Annotated in this window: 26 protein-coding genes and 3 CRISPR repeat arrays; all 26 genes read right to left on the bottom strand. The window is 26.5% G+C overall.

Annotated elements, in window-relative coordinates:
• Positions 1-9: 9 nt before the first annotated feature.
• Positions 10-1,155: an IS200/IS605 family element RNA-guided endonuclease TnpB gene (tnpB, locus tag IC218_RS16290; protein WP_227824891.1), complete on the bottom strand. Its 1,146-nt coding sequence runs from the start codon at positions 1,153-1,155 to the stop codon at positions 10-12.
• Between the two features lie 47 nt (positions 1,156-1,202).
• A complete protein-coding gene (locus tag IC218_RS16295; RefSeq protein ID WP_227824892.1) occupies positions 1,203-1,409 on the bottom strand; it encodes a hypothetical protein in 207 nt (68 codons plus the stop codon).
• Positions 1,410-1,674: 265 nt separating this feature from the next.
• Positions 1,675-2,038: direct repeats of the CRISPR family, unit length 30 nt.
• 198 nt (positions 2,039-2,236) lie between these two features.
• Positions 2,237-3,058, bottom strand: a complete 822-nt coding sequence (locus IC218_RS16300; RefSeq protein WP_227824893.1) for a DUF4116 domain-containing protein — start codon at positions 3,056-3,058, stop codon at positions 2,237-2,239.
• 823 nt (positions 3,059-3,881) lie between these two features.
• The gene (locus IC218_RS16305; protein ID WP_227824894.1) at positions 3,882-4,991 is read right to left on the bottom strand and encodes a DUF4116 domain-containing protein; all 1,110 of its coding nucleotides are present in this window, start codon (positions 4,989-4,991) and stop codon (positions 3,882-3,884) included.
• A gap of 293 nt (positions 4,992-5,284) precedes the next feature.
• Positions 5,285-6,622, bottom strand: a complete 1,338-nt coding sequence (locus IC218_RS16310; protein WP_227824895.1) for a cell wall-binding repeat-containing protein — start codon at positions 6,620-6,622, stop codon at positions 5,285-5,287.
• 488 nt (positions 6,623-7,110) lie between these two features.
• Positions 7,111-7,733: direct repeats of the CRISPR family, unit length 30 nt; unit sequence ATTAAACCTTAACACTATGTGTATTTAAAC.
• A gap of 37 nt (positions 7,734-7,770) precedes the next feature.
• Entirely contained in the window at positions 7,771-8,610 is an 840-nt protein-coding gene (locus tag IC218_RS16315; RefSeq protein WP_227824896.1) for an S-layer protein, read from the bottom strand.
• A 341-nt stretch (positions 8,611-8,951) separates the two neighbouring features.
• Positions 8,952-10,061: an IS200/IS605 family element RNA-guided endonuclease TnpB gene (gene tnpB / locus IC218_RS16320; RefSeq protein ID WP_227824897.1), complete on the bottom strand. Its 1,110-nt coding sequence runs from the start codon at positions 10,059-10,061 to the stop codon at positions 8,952-8,954.
• Between the two features lie 1,166 nt (positions 10,062-11,227).
• Positions 11,228-11,383 carry a hypothetical protein gene (locus IC218_RS16325; RefSeq protein WP_227824898.1) on the bottom strand — a complete coding sequence of 52 codons (156 nt, stop codon included), beginning with the start codon at positions 11,381-11,383 and terminating at the stop codon, positions 11,228-11,230.
• A 21-nt stretch (positions 11,384-11,404) separates the two neighbouring features.
• Positions 11,405-11,575: a sporulation protein Cse60 gene (locus IC218_RS16330; RefSeq protein WP_227824899.1), complete on the bottom strand. Its 171-nt coding sequence runs from the start codon at positions 11,573-11,575 to the stop codon at positions 11,405-11,407.
• Between the two features lie 30 nt (positions 11,576-11,605).
• Positions 11,606-11,860 (bottom strand): hypothetical protein, encoded by a 255-nt coding sequence (locus tag IC218_RS16335; RefSeq protein ID WP_227824900.1) that lies wholly within the window; start codon positions 11,858-11,860, stop codon positions 11,606-11,608.
• Positions 11,861-11,898: 38 nt separating this feature from the next.
• On the bottom strand, positions 11,899-12,111 hold the full coding sequence (locus tag IC218_RS16340) for a hypothetical protein (RefSeq protein ID WP_227824901.1): 213 nt from the start codon (positions 12,109-12,111) through the stop codon (positions 11,899-11,901).
• Positions 12,112-12,748: 637 nt separating this feature from the next.
• On the bottom strand, positions 12,749-13,072 hold the full coding sequence (locus IC218_RS16345) for a hypothetical protein (RefSeq protein WP_095903858.1): 324 nt from the start codon (positions 13,070-13,072) through the stop codon (positions 12,749-12,751).
• 106 nt (positions 13,073-13,178) lie between these two features.
• Positions 13,179-14,498: an RNA-guided endonuclease IscB gene (gene iscB / locus IC218_RS16350; RefSeq protein WP_227825041.1), complete on the bottom strand. Its 1,320-nt coding sequence runs from the start codon at positions 14,496-14,498 to the stop codon at positions 13,179-13,181.
• 252 nt (positions 14,499-14,750) lie between these two features.
• A complete protein-coding gene (locus IC218_RS16355; RefSeq protein WP_227824902.1) occupies positions 14,751-14,936 on the bottom strand; it encodes a hypothetical protein in 186 nt (61 codons plus the stop codon).
• Positions 14,937-15,014: 78 nt separating this feature from the next.
• Positions 15,015-15,464: a hypothetical protein gene (locus tag IC218_RS16360; RefSeq protein ID WP_227824903.1), complete on the bottom strand. Its 450-nt coding sequence runs from the start codon at positions 15,462-15,464 to the stop codon at positions 15,015-15,017.
• Positions 15,465-15,476: 12 nt separating this feature from the next.
• Complete coding sequence (locus tag IC218_RS16365) at positions 15,477-16,463, bottom strand: hypothetical protein (protein WP_227824904.1); 987 nt, start codon at positions 16,461-16,463, stop codon at positions 15,477-15,479.
• Positions 16,464-16,616: 153 nt separating this feature from the next.
• On the bottom strand, positions 16,617-17,300 hold the full coding sequence (locus IC218_RS16370; protein WP_227824905.1) for a DUF4116 domain-containing protein: 684 nt from the start codon (positions 17,298-17,300) through the stop codon (positions 16,617-16,619).
• 284 nt (positions 17,301-17,584) lie between these two features.
• A CRISPR array of direct repeats spans positions 17,585-18,081; the repeat unit is 30 nt; unit sequence ATTAAACCTTAACACTATGTGTATTTAAAC.
• Positions 18,082-18,114: 33 nt separating this feature from the next.
• The gene (locus tag IC218_RS16375) at positions 18,115-18,966 is read right to left on the bottom strand and encodes a DUF4116 domain-containing protein (protein WP_227824906.1); all 852 of its coding nucleotides are present in this window, start codon (positions 18,964-18,966) and stop codon (positions 18,115-18,117) included.
• Positions 18,967-19,270: 304 nt separating this feature from the next.
• The gene (locus IC218_RS16380) at positions 19,271-20,263 is read right to left on the bottom strand and encodes a DUF4116 domain-containing protein (RefSeq protein WP_227824907.1); all 993 of its coding nucleotides are present in this window, start codon (positions 20,261-20,263) and stop codon (positions 19,271-19,273) included.
• 13 nt (positions 20,264-20,276) lie between these two features.
• Entirely contained in the window at positions 20,277-21,059 is a 783-nt protein-coding gene (locus IC218_RS16385; protein WP_227824908.1) for a hypothetical protein, read from the bottom strand.
• Positions 21,060-21,275: 216 nt separating this feature from the next.
• Positions 21,276-21,446, bottom strand: coding sequence for a hypothetical protein (locus tag IC218_RS16390; protein WP_009899159.1), 171 nt, complete (start codon positions 21,444-21,446; stop codon positions 21,276-21,278).
• Positions 21,447-21,647: 201 nt separating this feature from the next.
• Complete coding sequence (locus IC218_RS16395) at positions 21,648-22,802, bottom strand: DUF4116 domain-containing protein (RefSeq protein WP_227824909.1); 1,155 nt, start codon at positions 22,800-22,802, stop codon at positions 21,648-21,650.
• A gap of 170 nt (positions 22,803-22,972) precedes the next feature.
• The gene (locus IC218_RS21990) at positions 22,973-23,107 is read right to left on the bottom strand and encodes a hypothetical protein (protein ID WP_255613220.1); all 135 of its coding nucleotides are present in this window, start codon (positions 23,105-23,107) and stop codon (positions 22,973-22,975) included.
• Positions 23,108-23,157: 50 nt separating this feature from the next.
• Complete coding sequence (locus IC218_RS21995) at positions 23,158-23,286, bottom strand: hypothetical protein (protein WP_255613219.1); 129 nt, start codon at positions 23,284-23,286, stop codon at positions 23,158-23,160.
• A 177-nt stretch (positions 23,287-23,463) separates the two neighbouring features.
• Positions 23,464-23,829 carry a hypothetical protein gene (locus IC218_RS16400; protein ID WP_227824910.1) on the bottom strand — a complete coding sequence of 122 codons (366 nt, stop codon included), beginning with the start codon at positions 23,827-23,829 and terminating at the stop codon, positions 23,464-23,466.
• Positions 23,798-23,989: a hypothetical protein gene (locus tag IC218_RS16405; protein WP_227824911.1), complete on the bottom strand. Its 192-nt coding sequence runs from the start codon at positions 23,987-23,989 to the stop codon at positions 23,798-23,800. The genes IC218_RS16400 and IC218_RS16405 overlap by 32 nt, the downstream gene beginning before the upstream one ends.
• Positions 23,990-24,076 lie beyond the last annotated feature (87 nt).

Here is a 24,076-nt window from a genome sequence, read left to right on the forward strand (position 1 = left end):
ACTTTTGTACTAAGCATTCATAGGCTCTAAGGGCTGTTCCATCCCCACTAATCTTAATCCTTCTTTTAGTATATTTATACTTGCATTTATATCCCTGTCATGTTGTGTATTACAGTCTGGGCAAATCCAATTTCTAAGTGCTAAGTTTTTTACATCCTTATTTCTATGACCACATGCACTACATAACTGACTTGATGGATATGTATTTCCTATTATAGAAATTAATCTTCCATACCAAATAGCTTTATACTCAAGCAATCTCCTAAATTCATACCAACTAACTTCACTTATTGCACTTGCTAATTTATGATTCTTAATCATGTTACTTACTTTTAAATCTTCTAAACAAATTATTTGGTTTTCTCTAATTAGTTTAGTTGATATCTGATGTAGGTAATCTTTTCTTTGATTAGATATTCTTTCATGTATCTTAGCTACTTTATTTTTTTGCTTATTCCAATTATTACTAAACTTCTTCATTTTTGATAATCTTCTTTGTTCCAACTTCAATCTATAGTTAGCTTTTCTTAACCATTTAGGATTGTTGAATATGTCTCCATTAGAACATATTGCAAAATCTTTTAAGCCTAAATCTATGCCAATATACTTATTAGATTCTTCTAATTGTTTTATGTCAACTTCACAACATATACTAACAAAATATTTACTTGTAGGTGTTTTTGATACAGTAGCATTTAATATTCGGCCATTTATATTTTTAGTAACTTTAGCCTTAACCCATTTCAATTTTGGTAGTTTAATTAAGTTATCCTTAATAGTTATGTTATTGTTCACGCATTTACTTTCAAAACTTCTTTTAGGATTTCTTTTGCTTTTGAACTTTGGAAAGCCTTGTTTATTACCTTTTTTAATTTCTCTAAAGAAGTTCTTATATGCACTATCTAAATCATCAATAGTAGCTTGCAAGCTGGTTGAATCAACTTCTTTAAGCCATTCATATTCTTTTTTAAGTGATGGAAGCTTTTTAATTAAATCATACTTTGAATATGACTCACCTTCATTTTCATATTTTTCTTTTTGAAGTGCTAACATGTGATTGTACACAAACCTTGAACATCCAAAAGATTTTTCTATTATTTCTTTTTGAGTTTGATTTGGATATATTCTAAACTTAAAAGCTTTCATCTGTATCATTTTTTCACCTCCTTTAGTTTTTTATATTACAGGCTTTAATCTCCATCCTACTTACGTTGAGGATGGAGTATTTCGCCTATTATTGATAAATTATATATCTTCTTCTTATTTAGATTAAGTTCATCCCACCTTACATCTTTAAGCAATCCCCCTTGTCGCTTTACTGCTTCTATACACATCTTATAACTTTGCTTTTGCATGTGTGCCAATCCCCAGGGGTATTTTTTTATCCACTCTAAATCTGTTTTACGCATTTACCTATCACCTTTTTATTTTCATAACATTATATATTATACTTTAATTTTATTTATAATAATCATACCATTTTTATTGTTTATATAAAATATTATAAGTTAATTTACTTAGTGATATAATATAAATTATCCCAAGCTAATTTATGTATATATTGAAATATCTATATTTTTATTTTTAACTATTAGTTGGGATAAAAAGCTCATAGGAATTGAAACTACTGAATTATAAGATTTTCTTAATTTTAGAAATGGCTTGTTTACAGCTATTAAACCTTAACACTTTGTGTATTTAAACCTTTTTTCCAAGTCAAGAATATAGTTTCTGTAATTATATTAAACCTTAACACTTTGTGTATTTAAACCTACAATATTGTTGATGAATATGTAAAAATTAGTGATATTAAACCTTAACACTTTGTGTATTTAAACCCCAATATAATGGTGACCCAGAAGAATTCCAACATTATTATTAAACCTTAACACTTTGTGTATTTAAACCTGTAACGCCTTTAGTTACTAATGTATCTATAATATATTAAACCTTAACACTTTGTGTATTTAAACTCATTTGTGGCTTTATAGCCTTATTTAAATCTTCATTAAACCTTAACACTATGTGTATTTAAACTTAATTACTAACGTATCCCCTGCTCTTAACACTATGTGTATTTAAACCAGAAAAGAGTATAAAAGACAACTATATGTAGAATTAAACCTTAACACTATGTGTATTTAAACTACGTACATATATAAATTAAAATTAAACCTTAACACTATGTGTAATTAAGAAGAAGCTATCTATTAATTTAGATAGCTTCTTCTTAATATTATTCAAACTCTTTTAAGAAATCAACATAAGTTTGTCTATGAACATTAACACCTTTCTCTAAATCAAATCCACCATCTTCATTATAGATTCTATCAATAAAAGTCTCTTTGGTAATTTTATATTGGCAACCTATTGTAAATAACCACTTATTATATCTTTTTACTGCGAATACTTCTCTGGCCTTTCCTTGCTTTTCTAAATATTTAACACCAAATTCATCTAAATACTTTTCTTTAGCATTTACATACTTAATTGCACATATATTCTGCTTTAAAGCTTCTCTGCATATTTCATCAATCTGTTTCTTTGAGAATCCATCCCATTTTATATACTCTAAAGCTAATCCATTTTGCTTGACTGCCTCTAAACATATCTTTGGTGTTTGTTTGTTTACATATTGTAGACTACTTCCATTTTGCTTGACTGCTTCTATACAAATTTCTTCGGTTTGATTCTTTACATAATATAAATTCCAGCCCCAATTTTTTACTGCAATTAGACACATTTCCTCTGTCTGATTTTTTACATATTCTAATGATCCACCATAATTTCTTACTGCTAATAAACATATTTTATCTATTTTCTCTTTTGATAATTCATCAAACTTCACATATTTAAGAGTCCCACCATCTTTGAATACCGCAATAAGATATAGATTATATAACTGTTCTTTAGTTAAATTAAGTTCATCAAATCTTACATCTTTAAGTAAATATCCATATTGTCCTACTGCTTCTATACACATTTCATAAGTTTGCGTTTTTGCAAATTTTAAATCCCATGGAAATTTTCTTATCCACTCTAACCCTATTTTCTCCATTTATCTATCCATCCTTATTGTTATTTTTTATAATACTTTTTTATATATAATATACTATTTTTCAATTTTATTTATCATAATTATATCATTTTTATTGACTATATAAAATATTGTAAGTTAATTTATATAGTGATATAATATAAATTATCCCAAGATTATTAATATAATACCTACTTTCTATTTTTAACTATTGGTTGGGATAAAAAGATTAAATTAATTGAAACTACTGTATTATAAGATTTTCTTAATTTTAGAAATGGCTTGTTTACAGTGATTAAACCTTAACATTATATGTATTTAAACATAACAAAAATAAATAGGAATAACAAAATTCGATAATTAAACCTTAACATTATATGTATTTAAACTTATTATCAAACCATATATCTCTATAGATACCCATATTAAACCTTAACATTATATGTATTTAAACTATATAACAATCTGATTTATCTACAGTGATTAAACCTTAACATTATATGTATTTAAACATAAATTCAAAGGGGGATTGAAATGAAAATAGTAAGATTAAACTTTAACACTATGTGTATTTAAACGCTATATACTTCATTTAGCTTAGTATTCATCATTAAACCTTAACACTATGTGTATTTAAACGATTATAAATAATCCGAGGATGGTGAAAATTAAACCTTAACACTACGTGTATTTAAACATCGCAACTACACAAAGATATATAAGAGTATTAAACCTTAACACTTTGTGTATTTAAACATAGAGAGCATTAATTTGCAAAAATTAAACTTTAACACTATGTGTAATAAAAAAGAGCTATCTATTAATTTAGATAGCTCTTCTTGTATTATTCAAACTCTTTCAAGAAATCAACATAAACTTGTCTATGAACATTAATACCTTTCTCTAAATCAAACCCTCCATCTGTATTATAGATTCTTTCTATAAATTCATCCTTAGTTATTTTATATTGGTAACCTATAGCAAATAGCCACTCCCCATCTTCTTTTATCGCTATTACTTCTCTTACTTTACCATGAGCTTCTAAATATTTAATCCCAAACTCCTTTAAGTATTTTTCTTTATCTATTATATACTTTATTGCAAGTTTATTTTGTTTTAGAGCTTCTTTACATACCTCATATATTTTATTTTCTACATATCCAAGAGCTAATCCATTTTGCTTGACTGCTTCAGTACAAAGCTCATTAGACTGTTCTTTTACATACATTAAAGCTAATCCATTCTCTTTTACTGCCTCTAAACATATTCCTGGAGTTTGTTCTTTTACATCTTCAAGAGCATATCCATTTTGTCTTACTGCTATTAGAGATATCTTCTCTATTTGTTCTTTTGATAATTTAGCCAACTTTACATATCTAAGAGAGTTTCCATTTTGTTTGACTGCTTCAGTACAAAGCTCATTAGACTGTTCTTCCACAAGCATTAAAGCCCTTCCATTTTGTTTAACAGCCTCAAGACAAAGTTCATATGTTTGATTACATTCTAATTCGTCCAACTCTACATATCTAAGAGCGAATCCATTTTCTTTCACTGCATCTAAATATAAATTATATATCTGTTCTTTGGTTAAACTGAGTTCATCCCACTTTACATACTGAAGAGCATATCCATTTTGTTTTACTGCTTTAATACAAATCTCAGGAGTTTGATTTTTTACATACTTAAGTGCCTTACCATCTTGTTTGACTGCTTCCATACAAATTCTGGGTGTTTGTTCTTTTATATACTTAAGTGCTAATCCATTTTCCCTAACTGAAAGAAGATATAAATTATAAGTTTGTTCTTTGGTTAAATTAAGTTCATCCCATTTTACATCTTCAATTAATAACCCATCTTGTCTTACTGCCTCTATACACATCTCATAGCTTTGTTTTTCTATAAATTCTAAATCCCATGGGAATTTTTTTATATACTCTAAATTATTTTTATTCATATATATACCTCTATTTTATTTTTTATATTAATTATATCATTTTTTTGTTTATATAAAATATTGTAACTTTATTTATATGGTTATATAATTAAATTATCCCAATCTAATTGATGTATATGTTGAAGTATATACATTCTTATTTTTAGTTAAAATAAAAAACTTAGATTAATTGAAGTTACTGTATTATAAGCATTTCTAAAATTAAGAAATGGCTTATTTACAGCTATTAAACCTTAACACTATGTGTAAAAAAAGAAGTTACCTATAAATTAGATAACTTCTTTTTATTTATATTATTTATTATAAATGTCTACGTAGACTCCCATGCTTCCATTTTTAATTTCCACTTTCTTGCCATCCATCTCTAAAACTTTGTCTTCAAATTTTCCTTTTACAATATTAAAAAGTTCTTCTCCTCTATTTGGTAGAAGCAGTTTAAAGCACTCTTTTACAGAAGAATCAAACTCTTCAGAATTAGCGAATAAGCCAAATCCAACTACATTATCTTCTGCATTTACAATTCCTAATTCGTTATACCAATCTCCCTTGGTAGACTTCTGCTTATAATTATAAGTTGTTTCACCCTCAAGTGTCCACCCAAGTCCAGGTAATTTATTTCTAAACTCTGCATTTGTAATAGTTCCAGGAGTCTCTTCTCCTTTTAATATATTTAAAATTTCTCTAAAAACATTTTCATTCCCTCCATCGCCGACTTGTGTAACTTTACTAAATTCATGTTTTTTTATAAAATTTTTCTGACTTGTACTTAAAGCTTTGTCCGCTAAAAGCACTGGAGAATCTTCTTTTGCTCCTACAGGCCCTACAGAAAGTGCATCTATTAGGTCTCCCTCTCCTAACATCCCGTTTTTTGCAACAAATACATTATTTAATGCCTTATCTGCATAAAAATAATCCATTACTTTTGCATTAGTATCTGTTCTGTCTGTACCAGCAAATTTAATTACATTCTTTAATTTATTTACTATATTTTTAGAAATAGAACTTTCTCCACCTACTACATAAGTTTTATTAAAAGTTTTTGCATAATCTTCTATATTTTTATTTAAAGTATCTTTCTCTGCAAATAAAATTGCAGTGTTACTTTTAGCTGGAGATGCTATACTTACTGCATCTGCAAGACCTTTATATCCATTTACAACTGCAACAGAATCTACATTTTCTAACTCTTTTGCTATTTTTAAACTTGTATCTATTCTGTCTGTTCCACCAATTCTTTTTACATTTATATTTAAATTATTAAGTTCTTTTTCTACATTTGCACTTATTGTATTTGTACTACCAATTATATAAATGTTTTTAACACCTAATCTTTTTATTTCTTCTTTTGTTTTAGTATTTAGCTTATCTTTTTCTGTTAAAAGTACAGGTGCATTTTTTGCTGTAGCTAAAGGTGCAGAACATAAAGCATCTGCAATTGTATTGCTATTTATTAAAACGGCATTTTCTGCATTTTGCCATTTATAACTACTTATTTTTAAACTTGTATCTATTCTATCTTCCCCTGCAAGCACTAATTCTTGTGGTGCCATGGCAGAAGAACCCATCATTGTAGCTCCTAAAGCAGAAGATCCAGCTAAAGCTACTATCCCTAATTGTTTTATTTTTTTCATTTTATTTCCCTCCATATCCCCTCTATTTATAGTAAACATTATATAATACATACTATAAAAAATATGTAAAATATTGTCACTTAATTATAAATAAGGGAGTCTATCTATTTATATAAGTTTTTTTATAAAAAAACTGTTCTATTTTCTTATTTTAATAGTAATTTTTTTACCAATACATTATATACAAAACAATTTATCTTATAACATCTCTTTCGTGAAAGTTGCCTTTTTATATAATATTAACTTTAATTATATAATATGTATTTATTTGGAAATTGTCAATATTTTTAATGAATTTTATTGATTATATAAAATATTGCAAGTTAATTTATATGGTGATATAATTAAATTATCCCAATCTAATTAAGGTATTTATTGAAATATCTATATTCTTATTTTTAACTGTTAGTTGGGATAAAAAGCTTAGATTAATTGAAGCTACTGTACTATAAGCATTTCTAAAATTAAGAAATGGCTTATTTACAGCTATTAAACCTTAACACTATGTGTATTTAAAACATCTTCCTTTGTAAAATCATACTCACTAAGAATAATTAAACCTTAACACTATGTGTATTTAAACAATATCTGCATATGTAACAAGTTATGCAAGAATTTTATTAAACCTTAACACTATGTGTATTTAAACTCTTTTTCTAAGAACATTGCTAAAGGTAGATTTTTAATTAAACCTTAACACTATGTGTATTTAAACAATACTTTGTTTAATTTACTATAAATATCATCTTCAAATTAAACCTTAACACTATGTGTATTTAAACTCAAAATCTACAATTATTCCATATTTTTCTTTTAAATTAAACCTTAACACTATGTGTATTTAAACCGAGTTCAAACAACAAGGTTTTATTGATATTAGCATATTAAACCTTAACACTATGTGTATTTAAACCCAATAGTTTATTCTATAGTAAAAGAAATACTTAATATTAAACCTTAACACTATGTGTATTTAAACAAAGAGGTTATACCTATTTTTATTTTTTCTGGGTTTATTAAACCTTAACACTATGTGTATTTAAACAAACATTACTAATGAAAGGGTATTAGAATTTACATAATTAAACCTTAACACTTTGTGTAAAAAAGAAGTTACCTATAAATTAGATAACTTCTTTTTATTTATATTATTTATTATAAATGTCTACATAAACTCCCATGCTTCCATTTCTAATTTCGACTTTCTTGCCATCCAACTGTAAAGTTTGGTCTTCGAATTTTCCTTTTACAATATTAAAAAGTTTTTCTCCTTTATTTGGCAGAAGCAACTTAAAGCATTCTTTTACAGAGCTATCAAATTCTTTGGAATTGGCAAATAAACCAAATCCAACTACATCGTTTTCTGCATTTACAATTCCCATTTCTACGTCCCAATCACCTTTGTCAGTTTTTTGCTTATATACATATGTTGTTTTGCCATCTTTCATCCAACCTAAGTCTTCCAGTTTATTTCTAAACACCTCATTGCTAACACTCAAATCCACATCATTCTTATCTTCTTCTTTTTTATCCTGGTCCTTTACATTTATAGCATTAATTTTAATTCCATTATTATCTTCTTTAAATCCTAAATAATTAACCAATATTTCTTTTGGGATAAGAAAATCATCTCCATCTTTTTTTAATTTTTGGTCATCATCAGGAATATTAAATTCTTCTTTAGAAACTGAGTCTTTAATCTTCTTAGTTTTTATAGGCAACATATATCCATTAACATAAACATATGGTGAATTTTCATAAAATGTAAATAAATTATCATTTAAATTTAATGAATACCCTGAGCCGTATTTTTCACTTTCTACCTTAGTTCCCTTTTGACCCAATTTATTGGCCAGATCAAAAATTTTAATCTCTTTATCTACTGTAGGTTTTATAGTTATCTCTTCTGCATTTATAGTTAAGCATTGACCTAATACACAACCCATAATTAGACCAGCTATAGTTATTTTTTTTATATTTTTATTCAATTTAAAACACCTCATTTTTATCTATTTTAATATCATTGTATGTATTTTTTTATAAATTGTCAATAAATTTTGATATTTTTATTGTTTATATAAAATATTATAAGCATATTTATATAGTATGCATTCTTACTCTTAGCTATTAAATATTATTTATATAAATCAATTTCACTGTACTATAAGTATTTCTTAATTCTAAGAATAGCTTATTTATATCTCTGAACCTCCCATGACTAAAGTCACAGGGTTCCTGTTTCATAGAATTTCGCATACTAAAATATGTCTTACCAATTCTCCACAGGCTATCCCCGTAGTTCCTACGGTTCTTACATACGTTATTTATTTTAAACTCTTATTAGTCTTAATCCTTCTTTTAGTATATTTATACTTGCATTTATATCTCTATTGTGAGTTTCATTACAATAAGGACAAATCCATTCTCTTATATTTAAATCCTTAATTTCCTCGTTTTTGTACCCACATTTATTGCATATTTGTGAACTTGCAAAGAATTTACCTACCTTTACGATTTGTCTACCATACCAATTAGCCTTATATTCTAATTGACAAACAAATTCTGACCATGACACATCAGAAATTAAACGAGATAATTTACGATTTTTAGTCATATTCTTTACTTGTAAATCTTCTATGCAAATAATATCATTCTCTCGTATTAATTTAGTAGATAGTTTTTGTAGAAAATCCTTCCTTTGATTAGCTATATGTTCTTGAAGTCTTGCAACTTTTAACCTTGCTTTATTTCTATTTAAACTACCAATTGTTTTTCTTGATAATTCTCTTTGTAATTTAGCAAGTTTATTTAATGACTTTTGAAGATACTTAGGATTTTCTATAAATTCTCCACAACTTGAGATACAAAACTCTTTAATTCCTAAATCTAAACCTATCTGATTATTAGTATTTTCAAATGCTTCAATATCTATATCAGTACAACATAGTGATACATAATATTTACCACTTGGTTCTTTGGATACAGTAGCATTAAGAATTCTACCTTGAGGTACTTGTTTATCTCTTACTTTAACCATACCAAGTTTAGGTAATTTTATATATTGACCAAGGTGCATAATATTTCCATTTGTAAAGTTAGTTCTATATGAAAATCTATTAGTTTTCTTTGATTTAAATTTAGGAAATCCTGTATTTTCCTTAAAGAATTTTTTATATGCGTTTTCTAAATCTTTTAAAGTGTTTTGTAGTGAAAATTTGTCAGGCTCTTTAAGCCACTCTAATTCTTTTTTTAAATTGGTCAAATCAGAACTGCACTGTTTATAAGTAAAAGTTTCTTTATTGTTTTCATAAACTTCTATTTTTTTAGCAAGATACTTATTATATACAAATCTACAACATCCAAAAGTTTTGTTAATTAGCTCTTGCTGTTTTTTATTTGGATACATTCTAAACTTATAAGCTTTTTCCACTACTATCACCTCACTTTAATTGTTTTTTATGATTATTAATATACATATCCGAGTAACTTCTATTTTTCATCACCCATTATAATATTAACAAACGTAATTATTTAAAACAATTATTTGGAAGGTTTTTATATTTATTTTTTAAATAACATATATAAGAACTGTAAGCCCTTAACTTTTATCATTTTTGAGGTTGTCGTTCACATAAGTTCGCTACTACCTATGCAGTTCTCTTATGAACTTCTTACACTTTCATGCAAACACAGACTATATCTTATCCTTCGGCATTATCCGTTAAGGTCTACCCACTTCCACTACCGATAACTTGTAGTGTACTTCCCTCAAGAGGAATAGTCGTTGAAGTTTCTCCTACTTAGGAGCTTACCTGCTGGTTGCCCATTTTAAAGTACTTAGGGTTTAACCTTATATCATCTAACCAATTTTTTCTACTTTCGTAACTTTCACACTTAGGTTTATTTCATCCTTATGTTTTAGTTTGGTTAGTTTTAGGGGTTTCCAGCAATTCAAGTAGTATTGGATAGGTTCTATCCTATCTCTACATATAAGTTTCCCTATATGCTGACTATTTTAGCTACTAACTCATGACTAAAGTCACGAGTGTGCGTAGCTATTTTTTAATCAAACTTTAACACTTTGTCTATTTAAATTAATGTACTTTTATCTTTCTTAGATTTGTAGTATAATGGAAGCAAGAAGAACTACAATCTATTGTTAGTAGAGTGGAGTTCATAATTCAAAAAATAATATAGAACTATTCAACATCGAAATCGTCCTGACTGGCATCAGGACGATTTCTTAATTTTGATGTTAAAACAAGACTTCATAAAGAAAAAAGGACTATCTATTAATTTAGATAGCTTCTTCTTAATATCATTTAAACTCTTTCAAGAAATTAAGATATATTTGTCTATGAACATTAATATCTTTTTCTGGGTCAAACCCTCCACCTTCATTAGTAAATAACCATTCTCCATTTTCTTTTATAGCTATTACTTTCTGAGATTATTTTTGTTCTTCTAAATATTAAATATTTTCTCATATTTATCTTTATTTTTTATATACTTAATTGCTTACTTATCTTTCTTTAAAGCATATACACATATCTCATAAAAAAAGAGTCATCTAAATAATAGCTAACTCTTTTTTATTATTAAACTTTAAGCTATACAATCTTCAAATTGATGTCCACAATCTTTACATTTTATAACTAAAGTACAAGTATACTCATAATCACAAATATAAGGATTTAATACCAAACCTTCTTTTTGTTCTATTACTTCTATATTTTCACTATTACATTTTTCGCACTCCATAAAATCGCTCCTTTATTTTAATTATTTAAATATAATCATAGCACTATACTCATCACTACTATAAGGAGCCGAACTTCCTTTTCCAGAATATTTAATATCTATAACTTTATCATTTTTACACTCAGATAAAGCTTTATTTATTTGTTCTTGTAGTGTATAACTATTATCACTTGTATATATTGATACTCTCATATTTATCTCCCCTTTTACTCTCATTTTGGATTATTTATTAACTACATCAAAATTTCCCTTTGCTAATTGATCATTTAATTCATCTAATGTTGATATCGCACTGTCATAATAGAATTTATATTTGTCATTTATTTCATTTAAAACATGAAATTTGTTTTTTAAAAATTCAATAAGTTGTGATTTAGAAATATATTCTCCATTAGCATAATTCTTATATACATTATCTTTTTCTTCCTGAAGTTGTTTAAAATATCTATAATCTTCAGCATTTATTTCTCCATGCATAATTACTCCACCCCTTTTTCTAATAAAATACAATCTTATTAGTATATACATTCGTTAAAATATTCAATTGTATAATCATGTGCACACCCATTAACTTCTACTGTTATTAAATCTATAGAATCGATACCTAAAATTTTATACTTTTTACCTTTTTCTAATCCAAAGTCATTTATATTTGCTATTACATAATCGCCTACCTTAACCTCAACATTTTCTGAACAACTGTCATACATATTTAATAATGCTCTCATAATAATTCTTTCCTCCTATAATATTGAATATCTATTTCTAATATCAAATTTATATACTTCCTCCACATAACATTCCTTTATCTATCTCCTTTTTAGTTTTTATATTTATAACACTATGTTTTGTAATAAGTATATTATTATTTGTTATTTTTTATAATTATTATAACATTTTTATTGACTATATAAAATATTGTAAATAAATTAGCTTAGTGCTATAATTAAATTACCTCAAGATTATTAATGCAATACCTACTTTCTATTTTTAACTATAGATTAGGTAATACTACTATCTTGTGAACATTTCTTAAATTAAGAAATGAATTATTTTAACCTTAGCACTTTGTGTATTTAAATTAGTCTTTTTTTTATTCAATTTTTTTGATGCAATAATTAAATTAAACCTTAACACTTTGTGTATTTAAACAACTACACTAATACGTTAGTAGATTAAACCTTAACACTATGTGTATTTAAACAAAGATTCATAAAAAATTTAAGGAGAAATTACAATAATTAAACCTTAACACTATGTATATTTTAAGTATAGTTTTTTATATAAATAGGGATATCTAAATTAAAAGACATCCCTAAAAATCAACTTCTTATCATCATAATATATGGTTTCATTATTCTCTTTTTATTCCCAATCAAAATTTTCACATTTTAAGAACTGCTTTCCATCATCTAAACAAACCGATTTAAACTCAATTTCTTTATCTTTAGAATTACAATATCCTTCATCATTCTTAGCACATGCTAATTGATCACACTTTATATAGTATTCGTTTTTCTCCATTTTAGGATGATATACAGGTGTTGAGCCAGCTACAATTTGTCCACAATGTTTACACATCCAAATCTTACAAGTATACTGCTGACTTCTTGTTGTAATCAGCTCACAATCTTTAACTCTTGAAAACAGGTGCCTAAATATACATCTTAAACTTTTAATAATAATCACCACCCTCTTATTTTTTTGTATCATATACAATATCAATCAGATCTCCATAAAAAAGGCAAAAGGGGACACGCTACTTCAGTGGTGTGAGGAATTTGCCCTCTTTCTATTAAGCAAGAGTCTTCAACTCATATCTATAACCATCACCCTTTTGTGTTAGTTTTAAATATTTATGGTTTACATCTATCTGTTTGCCATGTTTCTTTGAATAGATTGCAAATATACCTGTACTTCTACAGCTTACATTTGATACATATTGACCTATATATTTCCCTTTTGGGATATTGGCTTTTACCATATCTCCTGATTGATAGCCAAAGAACTGTTTTTGTCTTGGTAAATATGCTCTTGGAAAACCATATTTATTTAATAATGTTCTACTTCTTGTACCTCTTCCTATTGATTTTATATATAACTCCTTCAACCCTTTGTGTATTTTGATTTTAGGAGTTTCCTTAACACACAAAGCATCATAGTAATGAGTTTTAGGCAAGTTAGCTTTTACTCTATTATGCTTAGTTACTCCTCCAGTAGATACCACTACGTTAGAAGTTAATTTATACATTTCTCTTAAAATAGCATTTCTACTACTATTTACTTTAGCAGTATCTTTTAGACTTACTGGTTTATTAGTTTTTAAGATTAAGTTTATATTTTTTACTCTTTCTTTATCTAACTTTGATTTACTTAGCGATTGTACCCATTCATCAAGTGTATTATTACCTTTTTCTTGGTTACAAGTTCTACAAGCTAAGGTTAAGTTTCTAATAGAATTTGAACCTCCTCTTGATTTAGGATACTTATGCTCAATTTCTAATTGACGGTCATTCGTGAGTCCTTTACAATATTGACATGTATGGCCATAAGTATATAATAGATACTCACGAATCTCATACCCTAAGAGAGTGCCTTGTTGATAATCTACTCCTTCAATTGAAGGATTTAGCATTAATTGAGTATCAAACCTTACTGTTTCTATATAGATTGTCTCTATATAGCATAACTTTTTAAGTTTTATTATAAAATTTTTAACATTATCCACTATGCTTTGAATTGATGGTGGTAACCATCCTTCAAGTCGTTTGCGATTCAAAAATCTTGGTGCTCTATACCTTGTTTTTCTATTTCTTCTTGTCCTTCTAAATGCTCTACGAGCTTCTAAGTTTTGTTTAATTTTATTCGCTCTATGCTCTATGGTTGCAAGAAGTACAACTTCGCCATTAGGTTTGTGAAGTGCTACTCCTGTTTGTTTAGCTCCTGGGTCTAATTTAATAATTAAACCTTTAGGATTAGCTTCTTTTAATTCTTTTAATCTAATAGTGAAGGGAAACTGTTTATGAACAACAGCCTTTCCTTGTTTAAGTAATTTTCTTGCTACAGCAAAGTGACAAGGAGTCAATGGTTTTTTGTTTTTATTAATTACAAACACCAAATAAAAAACCTCCTTTAAGAGTAAACTCTATGAAGTTAAGAAATTAACTTCATGGGTAACGCAGTTAGAAACTGCTCTCCTCGATAATATTATTAAGGCTTGATAGCATATTACACTGTTTGTACCCATAAACTGTTTAATAATATGCAACAGAAGCTACAAACTGGAGAAGCATTTGTAGGTGTTATGACCTTAATAATGTAGTTTAAAACTCAATCTGGTCAATATGACTTGTAGATAACTTCAAGCCTACCTCTTTAGAGGTGGGTTATTGACATCTGCTCTTTCATACAAAAGCTCTTGATTCCTTTCTTTTAATTCTTCTGCACAATCTATACAACAACATTTCACAATTTGTAATCCTGGATCATATATTATTACTTGATATTCTTCATTTAAAGCACCATCGCAATTATAACAATTTTCAATTTTCATAGTATTTCTCCTGTTAATATTTCTCTTACTATTTTATTAGAGTATTTATTTCTAATTCTTTTTTATATAAATATTTTATTAATTATTTACAATATTATATTTATTATCTTCTCTCCATCCGAAATTATATGGTTTTATAATGTTAGATATTATATCTTTACATAAAAGCATATAATCTTTTATTTTATTTTCTGATTTATCTAAAATCCATTCTAATACATCACATCCACTACAACTTCCATAACCAACATATGTCATAAGATATTCACGTTCATCGGGCTGATATGTTTTTTTAGGTATTAAATATAATAAAGTACCTTGATAATGTCCATTATCTATTTCAGTTATATTGTCACTATCCCATTTATCATCCTCATCTATATCATCATTCAAAATATATTTTACAGATAATTTAACCAAATCTTCATAACTACAATAACTATCACTATTAATGAAATCAGACTCTAACAATGCTTCTCGTAATCTTGTTTTATTTTTTATCCACTTTTCTTTGCAATATTTTATCATTTAAATCTCCTTTTATATATTTTTAATCTTTATTTTTTTTATTTCGTCCATATATCCTGTTCCATTACAATGAGGGCATAATTCTAATGGTTTATTGATTATTTCTATAGCTCCTTTTAACCATGTATCAACTTTTTCTTTTAATTCATTCTCATTATTTGCATACATAGCATCTATTGCTGTATATCCATCATAATTACGCTGATTATGAGTCATTGAAAATATTTCTACTTCTTTATATTCTTTAATTCCATAATGAATCTTATTACGTTCTTTTTTAGTTCTTGCAAAAACATTCTGATAAGTTATTTTTTCTGGCGTTAATAATGGTACTATTTTTTTAACAGTAAAACAGAAATCATAATCAGATGTTATTTTAGCTTTACTTAAATCTATATTCTCTTTTATATATTGTCTTGTTATGTCAAACATTTGTTTTGAAGTAAATTTACATGGCATTGATGATAACATTAGTTCTGGAAAAATTATTTTATCTAATAACTGATGTTTTACATCTGTATTTGTTATTTTATATACAGAATTGCTTTTATAGTTTTCTTTATCACCAGTAGCCTCATATTCTATCTTATTTGGCATTTCAAAACTATCTAATTCCATAATTACTTCTATTTTTACATTTTCTACTTCAACTAATCTAAAAGGACGTTTATCTCTTTTAATAGAATAAAATTCAGATATATCAAAATCAAGTTTCCCCCTATCTTCTCTTCTTATTATTTCAGGGAACTTTTCACATATCAGATTTTTATTATCAATTTCATATCTTTCATTTGTATACTCTATTAACTCAGTTTCAATTTTTTCTGGATATTTATCTATAACATACCAATTTTTACAATATGTTTCCTTTGGCTTTTCTTTATCAAAATATAAATCTGTTAGCTTAGTTCTATGATAGCTATAATCATGCCCTTGAAACACCTCGCAATCAGTTATAAAGCATTCCTTATTTGTCTTTACCATATAAATATTCATCATAATTACCCTCCATACATAATTTAATTTTTACAACTTAATCTATTTGGCTTATAAAGAGCTTCCTCTTTTATCTATTACATGTCATTTTTTAATTTAAATCACAATAATTGTATTGTTTATATAAAATATTATAATTATATAGCCACTTAGTTTTTATTGAAATTCCTTCAAGAAATCAAGGTATACTTGTCTATGGACATTAATATCTTTCTCTGGGTCAAACCCTCCACCTTCATTATAGATTCTATCAATAAAAGTTTCTTTAGTAATATCTCTTTGGCAACCTACTGTAAATAGCCATACTCCATTTTTTTTTACTGCCAACACTTCTTTTGCTTCTTCTTGTTCTTTTAAATATTTGATGTTAAACATATCTTCATATTTTTCTTTATCTTTAACATATCTAATTACATATTTATCTTGTTTTAATGCATATATGCACATTTCCTCAGTTTGATTTCCTACAAATTGTAATGCGAAGCCATCTTGTCTTACAGCTTCAATGCAAATTTTATCAAGCTGTTCTTTTGAGAATTTACCTCTTAATTTGTTCCATTTTACATACTTTAAAGCATATCCTCTATTTCTTACTGCTTCTATACAAATCTCTGGTGTTTGTTCCATAACATATTCCAGAGCATATCCAAATTCTTTTACTGCTGTAAGATATAAATTATAAGTTTGTTCTTTGGTTAAATTAAGTTCATCAAATCTTACATCTCTAAGTAGCATCCCCTCTTTTTTTACTGCCTTTATACACATTTCATAAGTTTGTGTTTTTGCATTTTTCAAATCCCATGGATGTTTTTTTATCCAATCTACATCTATTTTTTTCATTTGACTCTCCCTTTTTAAATTTTATTTTTATAACACTTTTATTTATATTTATTATATTATTTTTATTTTTTTTTATAATAAGTATATCATTTTTATTGTTTATATAAAATATTGTAAGTTAATTTATATAGTGATATAATATAAATTATCCCAAGCTATTTTATGTATATATTGAAATATCTATATTTTTATTTTTAACTATTATTTGGGATAAAAAGCTTAAATTAATTGAAACTACTATATTATAAGATTTTCTTAATTTTAGAAATGGCTTGTTTACAGCTATTAAACCTTAACACTATGTGTATTTAAACCTTCTTTTATTAGCATGGTGAGTTAGGCAAATTTTAAAATTAAACCTTAACACTATGTGTATTTAAACCTATCATTGTGGTGGTTATCCAGCTCATCTACATAAATTAAACCTTAACACTATGTGTATTTAAACAATCTTTCTACCATAGATAAATACCACCTTTAATATATTAAACCTTAACACTATGTGTATTTAAACGTTGCATTATTATTATATACTATTGATATATTTAAAGATTAAACCTTAACACTATGTGTATTTAAACCCTATTTTTTTTCTTTCTATTACATAATAAGAAGCTTATTAAACCTTAACACTACGTGTATTTAAACTATAATTTAGGTCTTATATTTTCTTTTGGTCTATCAAATTAAACCTTAACACTATGTGTATTTAAACAATGTATCTAATTCATTTATTATAATATTATCCATTATTAAACCTTAACACTATGTGTAATTAAGAAGAAGCTATCTAAATTAATAGATAGCTTCTTTACTATTCAAACTCTTTTAGGAAATTAAGATATATTTGTCTATGGACATTAATATCTTTCTCTGGGTCAAACCCTCCACCTTCATTATAGATTCTATAAATAAAAATTTCTTTGCTAATATTATCTTGACAACCTACTATAAATAGCCATCTCCCATCTTCTTTTATTGCTATTACTTCTCTTACTTTACCCTGCTTTTTTAAATATTTAATATTAAATTCTTCTAAATATTTTTCCTTATCTATTACATACTTAATTGCATGTTTATCTTGTTTTAGAGCTTCTCTACATATCTCTTCTGTTTGTTTTTCTACAAATTGAAGTGCTAATCCATTTTCTTTTACTGCTTCTCTACATATTTCATCTGTTTGATTATTTACATACTCCAAAGCTAACCCGTTCTCTCTTACTGCTTCCATGCATATTTCATCTGTTTGATTGTTTACATACTTTAAAACATATCCTCTATTTCTTACTGCCTCTAAACATATCCTTGGCGTTTGTTCAATAACATCTTCTAAAGCTAAGCTATCTTGTCTTACAGCTTCCATGCATATTTCATCTGTTTGATTGTTTACATACTTTAAAGCATATCCTCTATCTCTTACTGCCTCTAAACATATTTCTGGTGTTTGTTCAATAACATATTCAAGAGCATATCCATATTCTTTTACTGCTGTAAGATATAAATTATAAGTTTGTTCTTTGGTTAAATTAAGTTCATCAAATCTTACATCTCCAAGTAGCATCCCATTTTTTTTTACTGCCTCTATACACATTTCATAAGTTTGTGTTTTTGCATTTTTCAAATCCCATGGATGTTTTTTTATCCAATCTACATCTATACATTTCATCTAATCTTTCCCCTCTTTTTAATTTTATTTTTATAACACTTTTATTTATATTTATTATATAATTTTTAATTTTTTTTATAATAATTGCACTATTTTTATTGATTATATAAAATTTTATAAATTAGTATATATACTGCTATAATTAAATTAGCATAAGATAATTAACATAATAGCTACTTTTTATTTTTAACTATTAGTTGGTATAAAAAGCTTACATTAGTTAAAATTACTGAATTGTAAACATTTTTTAATTTTAGAAATGGATTATTTAAGCCTTAACACTTTGTGTAACAGAAAAAGATATCTAAATTAACAGATATCCATTTTCATATTCTCGAATCTCTTTTAAGAAATCAAGATATACTTGTCTATGGACATTAATATCTTTTTCTGGGTCAAACCCTCCACCTTCATTATAGATTCTATATATGAATTCTTCTTTAGTAATGTTGATTTGACACCCTACAGTAAATAGCCATCTCCCTTCTTCTTTTATAGCTATTACTTCACTTGCTTCTTCTTGTCTTTCTAAATATTTAATATCAAATTCTTTTAAATATTTATCTTTATCTTTTATATATTTAATTGCATGTTTATTTTGTCTTAAAGCTTCTCTACATATTTCATCAAGCTTATCATCTATATACGCAAGTGCCAATCCATCCTGTTTTACTACCATTAAACACATCTCAATGAATTGTTCTTTTGTGAATTTGTCCCAATTTACATATTCTAAAGCTAAACTATTTTGTTTGACTGCTTCAATACATATTTCATAGAACTGATTATTTACATACTCTAAAGCCTCACCATCTCGCCTAACTGCTTCCATACATACTTCTGGAGTTTGCTTTTTTACATACTCTAAAGCCTCACCATCATTTCTAACCGCCTCTATACAGATTTCCATAGTCTGTTCTTCAACATATTCAAGAGCAAGCCCATTATTTCTTACTGCTATCATACAGATTTCTTCAGTTTGATTTTTTACATATTTTAAAGCTAATCCGTCAGTTTTTACTGCTATTAAACAGATTTCATTAATCTGTTCTTTTGAAAGTCCGCTTTCTAATTCACTCCACTTTACATATTCAAGTGCATATCCATCATTTTTAACTGCTGTAAGATATAAATTATAAACCTGCTCTTTAGTTATATTGAGTTCATTCCATCTTATATCTTTGAGTAACAATCCATCTATTTTTATGGCTTCTATACACATCTCATATGTTTGTGTTTGTGCAAATTTCAAATCCCATGGATAATTTTTTATCCTATCTAAATCTATATATTTCATTTATATCTCCTTTTTATTCAACTATAGAAAAGAATGCTATTTGTAAAATAAAACCAACAATAATATAGGTAAAAGCAAGTGGAAAATCAAATAGAATAAGAATAGCAGGACTCAACAAGATCATAGTAAAAAAGAATATAATTGTTGAATTATAGAACTTATGTAAGAAATAATATAAATATACTTCTTTTGGAATGGACTTAATAGATAATGTTCTTTTATTAGTTTCAATATCTTTTAAGAAATCAATGTAAGCTTGCCTATGGATATCTATCCCTTCCTTTAGGTTAAATAATTCTTTTTTAGTAATATTTTTATAATCACCTATAGAAAAAAGCCATTCTCCTTTTTCTTTTATTGCTATTACTTCCTTTATATCTTCTTGTTCTTCTAAATATTTAATTTCAAATAAATCTAAGTACTTTTCCTTGTCTTTAATATATTTAATTGCATGTTTATTTTGTCGTAGAGTTTCTATACACATCTTAGGAGTCTGATTTTTTACATATGCTAAGACTTCTTCATTTTGTCTTACTGCTATTAAACAAATTTCATCTATTTGTTCTTTTGATAATTTATCTAACTTCACATATTTAAGAGCTAATCCATTTTGTATGACTGCATTGAAACATAATTCATAAAACTGTTCCTTTGTTAAATTGAGTTCATTCCATTTTATATCCTTAAGCAACAAGCCATTTTGTCCTATAGCCTTAAGACATATTTCATAAGTTTGTTCTTTAAAATCTTTCAAATCCCATGAATTTTCTATTATATTATTTGATTCCATCCTCATAAGGCTTTCTCCTTTTCAACTTTATCTATAATATATGAATTATATTTTTCTTTTTGTACAATATATTATATCATTTATATTGATTATATAAAATATTTTAAGTAGGTTTAAAGTATATATATTTATTATTTTTAGTCATAGATTAGTAAAAAACATTAATATTATATATATAACAAAAAAGGCTATCTAAATTAATAGATAGCTTTTTAAAGTTGATTAAAACTTTTGATATAATTTTTTAAACATAGTTATGTATTTGTTGAACACCCCTCTACGATATAAAAATCTTATCGTTGCAAACAACATAACTCCTATAAAGAACCATGACCAGAAAAACTCACCACTCAAAAGTATGTACAAAAATCTAAATGGATGAATCCCAAACATAAAAACACTTCCTTTTTATTTTTTATTTTGTTTAATAAACTTTTTTATTTATGTAATATGTCCTATTATAGTAATTGTTTTTAATTTTTATAATTTCCAAGGCTTAAAATTTCTTGAATTTGCTATTTAAAAATAAATAAAAGACCATCTTTAATTATTTAAAATGGCCTTTTATCTTTCATATATGTATTTTAAAGTTAATCATAAATTCATATCTATTTCCAAAAATCTAATTTCTACAAAATCAATAGCATTCTTGTTCTGTTTTACAGCTTCTTTACAAATTTTCAATGTTTGTTTATATACAAATTCTAAAGCTAACCCATTTTCTCTCACTGCTTCTAAACAGATCTCTTCCGTTTGCACCTTCGCATACTGAAGAGCTAATCCATTTTGCATTACTGCTATTAGGCACATTCCTTCTGTTTGTTTTTCAATATGTTCTAAAACCATACCATCTCTTCTTAATGCCTCAAGACAGATATTTAGAGTCTTATTTTTTACATACTTAAGTGTTTGTGGGTCCTGGTTGATTGCAATTAAACACATTTCTTCTGTCTGTTTCTTTATATAATAAAGAGCTTCAGCTCTTTGTCTTACTGCATTTAAACACATCTCTTTTGTTTGTTTTCTTATGAATTGAAGTGCCCTTGGATTTTGCTTTAATGCTATTAAACATAGTTCTTCTGTTTGCTCTTTCACTTGCCTAATAGCTAATCCATTTTCTTTTACAGCAATTACACAAAGTTCTGGTGTTTGATTTTTTACATATCTAAGAGAATATGAATCATTTTTTACTGCGATAAGACAGATTTCATCGAGCTGTTCTCTCACAAATTTAAAAGCTCTCCCTTTATTACTAACTGCTTCTAAACAGATTTCTTTGGTTTGCTCTTTCACATACTCAAGTGCATATCCATCATCTCTTACTGCCTCTAAACAGATTTCATCAATCTGTTTCTTTGAAAATTTGCCTTTTAATTCGTCCCACCTTATGTACTTAAGAACCAATCCATTTTGTCTTACTGCCTCTATGCATATCTCAGGGGTTTGTTCATTTACATATTGCAATGATGAAGGTCTTTGTTTAACGGCTTCCATGCAGATATCATAAGATTGTTCTTTTGAGAATTCATCCCATTTTACATATTTAAGAGAGTTTCCATTTTGTTTGACTGCTTTAAGACAGATTTCATTAAGTTGTTCTTTTGAGAATTCATTCCACTTTATGTATTCAAGAACTAATCCATTCCGTCTTACTGCCTCTATACATACCTCTATTGCCTGTTCTTTAATATCTTTTAAATTTCGAGGATTTTTTTTAATTTTTTTTAAATCCATTTCTAATTGAGTCATTTAACCAGTCTGCTACTCAAAATAAGGTCAAATACATCCATATTGATAAAATTTCTTCTTTATAGAAGCTCGTTTTGTCTACTTACTTTTGAATGTTTTGATGAGTAGCTACTCCTTTTTTTTATATTTTTTACTTTCAAACTTCCATATTTTCTTTGAAAGTTTTCTTATTAGTTTATTTTTGGTATTTTCCAATCTTCAATATATATAATTGCTTGTTTATTTTGTCTTAATGCTTCTCTACATATTTCTTCAGTCTGATTCTTTACATACTCAAGTGCTAAGCCTTTTTCTTTTACTGCCATAGGACATAAGTTATTAACCTACTCCTTGTTAAAATTCAGTTCATCCAGCCTTATATCTTTAAGAAATAATCCATCTTTTTTATAGATTCTATGTACATTTCATAAGTTTGAGTTTGTGCATCTTTTAAATCCCATGGATGTTCTTTTATCCAGCCTATATATATATCTTCCCTAAGCATAATATCTCAATAATATAGTTCTTTTTGTATTTCTAATTATATCATCTTTTGATTTTGATATAAACTGTTTTCAAACAAGGTATCAACTACTTTTTAGTGTGTATAATAGTCAGTAATAACTTCCATTTATAAACAAAAAAAACTATCTAAATTAATAGATAGTTCTTTTTTTTATATTTAATCAAAATCCTTCAAGAAATTAAGATATATTTCTCTATGGACATTTATTCCTTCTTCTGGATCAAATCCACCATTTTCATTATAAATTCTGTATATAAACTCTTCAAGGTCTATATCTTCTTGGCAACCTATATCAAATAGCCACTGACCATCTTCTTCTATTGCTATTACTTCCTGAGCACCTTTTTGTTCTTCTAAATATTTAATATCAAACTCTTCTAAATATTTTTTCTTATCTTTTATATACTCAATTAAATGCTTATCCTGTTTTAAAACTGTTTTACATATTTTATCAAATTGATCCTCTGATAATCCTTTTCTTTTTACAAACCTAATTGCAGATGGATCTCTTTTTACCTTCATCCCATCTTACATCTTTAAGTAACAGTCCATTTTTTTCTATAGCTTTAAGGCACATTTCATAGGTTTGAACTTTAGCATATTTTAAATTAATAGGGTTTCTATTTATTACTTCTAAATCTATTTCCTGATGTTCTATTAAAGCACTCTCCTGTTTAGTCATTATATATTCCCCTTTTTAATTTATTTTCTATAAAACTATATTTTCTCACTATAGATATAGTAAATTTTCCTATTTTTTTATAAATAA

It is taken from the genome of Clostridioides sp. ES-S-0005-03 (assembly GCF_020658455.1).
GTDB lineage: Bacteria > Bacillota > Clostridia > Peptostreptococcales > Peptostreptococcaceae > Clostridioides.